We start from the raw sequence: 4,827 nt of genomic DNA, 5'->3' as shown, positions 1-4,827 counted from the left end.
AAAAAAAACTGGCGGCGACCTACTCTCCCGCTTTCGCAGTACCATCGGCGCTGGTGGGCTTAACTTCTGTGTTCGGAATGGGAACAGGTGAGCCCCACCGCTAAAACCACCCTAAAGGTTGTATATAAGAGGTTAGATGTTAGTCGTTAGAGATTAGTAATATACTAACTTCTAATATCTAGTTTCTAACTTCTTTTTTATCGGTAAATTTCATCACAAAGGCAAAACCAGTATTGCACTTATAAGGCTTAAGTTAATTGATAATTAACAATTAATAATTAACCATTTATATTAGGCTATAAATCTACGGGTAATTAGTACTACTCGGCTATGCTGTTACCAACTTTACACCTGTAGCCTATCAACGTGGTCATCTCCCACGACCCTTAAAAGATGTCTCATCTTGAGGCGAGTTTCGCACTTATATGCTTTCAGTGCTTATCTCTTCCAAACATAGCTACTCAGCGGTGCACCTGGCGGTACAACTGATACACCAGAGGTTTGTTCAATTCGGTCCTCTCGTACTAGAATCAAGCCCTCTCAAACATCTAACGCCCGCAATAGATAGAGACCGAACTGTCTCACGACGTTCTGAACCCAGCTCGCGTGCCACTTTAATGGGCGAACAGCCCAACCCTTGGGACCTTCTCCAGCCCCAGGATGTGACGAGCCGACATCGAGGTGCCGAACCTCCCCGTCGATGTGAGCTCTTGGGGGAGACTAGCCTGTTATCCCCGGAGTACCTTTTATCCTATGAGCGATGGCCCTTCCATACGGAACCACCGGATCACTATGTCCTGCTTTCGCACCTGATCGACTTGTTGGTCTCACAGTCAAGCACCCTTATGCCATTACACTCTACGCACGGTTACCAAGCGTGCTGAGGGTACCTTTGAAAGCCTCCGTTACTCTTTTGGAGGCGACCACCCCAGTCAAACTACCCACCACGCAATGTCCTTCTAAAAGAAGTTAGGCTCCAAGTAAGCAAAGGGTGGTATTTCAACGTCGGCTCCACCAACACTAGCGTGCCAGCTTCATAGCCTCCCACCTATCCTACACATTGCTTACTCAAAGTCAATACGAAGTTATAGTAAAGGTTCACAGGGTCTTTTCGTCCCATTGCGGGTAATCGGCATCTTCACCGATACTACAATTTCACCGAGCTCGTGGCTGAGACAGTGCCCAGATCGTTACACCATTCGTGCAGGTCGGAACTTACCCGACAAGGAATTTCGCTACCTTAGGACCGTTATAGTTACGGCCGCCGTTTACTGGGGCTTCAGTCAAACGCTTCGCTTACGCTAACGCCCTTCCTTAACCTTCCAGCACCGGGCAGGTGTCAGACCCTATACAGCATCTTTCGATTTAGCAGAGTCCTGTGTTTTTGATAAACAGTCGCCTGGGCCTCTTCACTGCGGCCAACATTGCTGTTGGCGTCTCTTCTTCCGAAGTTACGAGACTATTTTGCCTAGTTCCTTAGCCACGACTCACTCGAGCACCTTAGGATTCTCTCCTCGACTACCTGTGTCGGTTTTGGTACGGGTTGCTTCACTTCGGCTTTTCTTGGATCGGATTACACTACAGCAACTTCGCCCGAAGGCTAGGTCTTGACTATTCCGTCAGTCTCCAGTAGCTACATCCAACCGTCCCCTTTATTCGTGAGCAAGTATGGGAATATTAACCCATTGTCCATCCACTACCCCTTTCGGGTTCGCGTTAGGTCCCGACTAACCCTCAGCTGATTAGCATGGCTGAGGAAACCTTAGTCTTTCGGTGAGGGGGTTTCTCGCCCCCTTTATCGTTACTTATGCCTACATTTTCTTTTCTATCCGCTCCACAATACCTCACAGTACTGCTTCGGCGCAAATAGAATGCTCTCCTACCAGATGTAATAAATTACAAATCCATAGCTTCGGTAATATGTTTATGCCCGATTATTATCCATGCCGGACCGCTCGACTAGTGAGCTGTTACGCACTCTTTAAATGAATGGCTGCTTCCAAGCCAACATCCTAGCTGTCAATGCAGTCCAACCGCGTTGCTTCAACTTAACATATATTTGGGGACCTTAGCTGTTGGTCTGGGTTCTTTCCCTCTCGGACATGGACCTTAGCACCCATGCCCTCACTGCCGACCATCATTTATTAGCATTCGGAGTTTGTCAGGAATTGGTAGGCGATGAAACCCCCGCATCCAATCAGTAGCTCTACCTCTAATAAACTATAAATCGACGCTGCACCTAAATGCATTTCGGAGAGTACGAGCTATCTCCCAGTTTGATTGGCCTTTCACCCCTACCCACAGGTCATCCGAAGACTTTTCAACGTCAACCGGTTCGGTCCTCCACTCTGTGTTACCAGAGCTTCAACCTGCCCATGGGTAGATCACAAGGTTTCGCGTCTAATCCTACTAACTATGCGCCCTATTCAGACTCGCTTTCGCTCCGGCTCCGGACCTTAAGTCCTTAACCTCGCTAGTAAAATTAACTCGTAGGCTCATTATGCAAAAGGCACGCCGTCACACCATATAGGTGCTCCGACCGCTTGTAGGCGTACGGTTTCAGGTTCTATTTCACCCTTCTATTCGAAGTGCTTTTCACCTTTCCTTCACAGTACTTGTTCACTATCGGTCTTTCAGGAGTATTTAGCCTTGGAGGATGGTCCCCCCATATTCAGACAGGATTTCACGTGTCCCGCCCTACTCATTTATCATCTATGTATGCCTTTCGAATACCGGGCTATCACCGTCTACGGCTGTTCTTTCCAGAACATTCTTCTAAACATATAAAGACTTTTGGGCTAATCCGCTTTCGCTCGCCACTACTTACGGAATCTCTTCGATTTCTTTTCCTCCGGGTACTTAGATGTTTCAGTTCTCCGGGTTTGCTCCTCTTACGAGGTAATACATCTTCAATGTATTGGGTTGCCCCATTCGGACATCTGCGGATCAATTCGTGTGTGCCAATCCCCGCAGCTTTTCGCAGCTTACCACGTCCTTCGTCGCCTCTGAAAGCCTAGGCATCCGCCATACGCCCTTAACGATTTCTTTCCTATTTTTTAGGTTACTCAAGCACTTATAAGTGCTCGGTTTTCTCTTTGTGATGTCTTTACCGTTAATGTCAATGATCTTTTTTTCTTCTTTTCAGCTTGATGAACAATTGTTGTTTTTGGCTCCAATCGTAACTTTTAAATCAAACCTCCAAAACTGTGGAGAATAAGGGAGTCGAACCCTTGACCTCCTGCGTGCAAGGCAGGCGCTCTAGCCAGCTGAGCTAATTCCCCCTCTAGGTGCTGTAGGCTTTAGGCTATAAGCTCTAGGCAAATGCCTACTGCTTCAAGCTTACTGCTTACCGCCTTAATTAGTAGTCTCGGGCAGGCTCGAACTGCCGACCTCTACATTATCAGTGTAGCGCTCTAACCAGCTGAGCTACGAGACTCTCTCTAATTAATAATTATTAATTAATAATTGTTAATTATCTCTTATCCCTTATACTAATTTCTAGTGGGTTTTGTATTTTTAATATATCAACCAAATAAAAAACTAAAGCTTAAACTTTAAATAAGTACTGTGGACACTATGTGTCCGTTTTTTGTTTTGACGTATTGTCTCTAAAATGAGATGTTCCAGCCGCACCTTCCGGTACGGCTACCTTGTTACGACTTAGCCCTAGTTACTTGTTTTACCCTAGGCAGCTCCTTTTACGGTCACCGACTTCAGGTACCCCAAACTTCCATGGCTTGACGGGCGGTGTGTACAAGGCCCGGGAACGTATTCACCGCGCCATGGCTGATGCGCGATTACTAGCGATTCCAGCTTCATAGAGTCGAGTTGCAGACTCCAATCCGAACTGAGACCGGCTTTCGAGATTTGCATCACATCGCTGTGTAGCTGCCCTCTGTACCGGCCATTGTATTACGTGTGTGGCCCAAGGCGTAAGGGCCGTGATGATTTGACGTCATCCCCACCTTCCTCTCTACTTGCGTAGGCAGTCTCACTAGAGTCCCCAACTTAATGATGGCAACTAGTGACAGGGGTTGCGCTCGTTGCAGGACTTAACCTAACACCTCACGGCACGAGCTGACGACAACCATGCAGCACCTTGAAAATTGTCCGAAGAAAAGCCTATTTCTAAGCCTGTCAATTCCCATTTAAGCCTTGGTAAGGTTCCTCGCGTATCATCGAATTAAACCACATAATCCACCGCTTGTGCGGGCCCCCGTCAATTCCTTTGAGTTTCATTCTTGCGAACGTACTCCCCAGGTGGCTAACTTATCACTTTCGCTTAGTCTCTGAAACCGAAGCCCCAAAAACGAGTTAGCATCGTTTACGGCGTGGACTACCAGGGTATCTAATCCTGTTCGCTCCCCACGCTTTCGTCCATCAGCGTCAGTTAAGACATAGTAACCTGCCTTCGCAATTGGTGTTCTAAGTAATATCTATGCATTTCACCGCTACACTACTTATTCCAGCTACTTCTACCTTACTCAAGACCTGCAGTATCAATGGCAGTTTCACAGTTAAGCTGTGAGATTTCACCACTGACTTACAAGCCCGCCTACGGACCCTTTAAACCCAATAAATCCGGATAACGCTTGCACCCTCCGTATTACCGCGGCTGCTGGCACGGAGTTAGCCGGTGCTTATTCATATAGTACCTTCAGCTACCCTCACGAGAGTAGGTTTATCCCTATATAAAAGAAGTTTACAATCCATAGAACCGTCGTCCTTCACGCGGGATGGCTGGATCAGGCTTGCACCCATTGTCCAATATTCCTCACTGCTGCCTCCCGTAGGAGTCTGGTCCGTGTCTCAGTACCAGTGTGGGGG

Annotated in this window: 2 tRNA genes and 3 rRNA genes; all 5 read right to left on the bottom strand. The window is 47.3% G+C overall.

From position 1 onward, the window contains the following. Positions 1 to 6 precede the first annotated feature (6 nt). Positions 7 to 114, bottom strand: a 5S ribosomal RNA gene (gene rrf, locus AC2A1D_RS17770). Between the two features lie 180 nt (positions 115 to 294). Further along, positions 295 to 3,048 (bottom strand): 23S ribosomal RNA (locus AC2A1D_RS17765). Between the two features lie 159 nt (positions 3,049 to 3,207). Further along, positions 3,208 to 3,281, bottom strand: a tRNA-Ala gene (locus AC2A1D_RS17760). Positions 3,282 to 3,362: 81 nt separating this feature from the next. Next, positions 3,363 to 3,436, bottom strand: a tRNA-Ile gene (locus AC2A1D_RS17755). Positions 3,437 to 3,611: 175 nt separating this feature from the next. Continuing rightward, positions 3,612 to 4,827, bottom strand: a 16S ribosomal RNA gene (locus AC2A1D_RS17750); the annotation flags it as partial.

The organism is Chryseobacterium sp. HNCC26DJ239 (genome assembly GCF_057180445.1).
The sequence above is the reverse complement of the archived record's forward strand: the minus strand, read 5'-3'. Positions and strand labels throughout refer to the sequence as shown.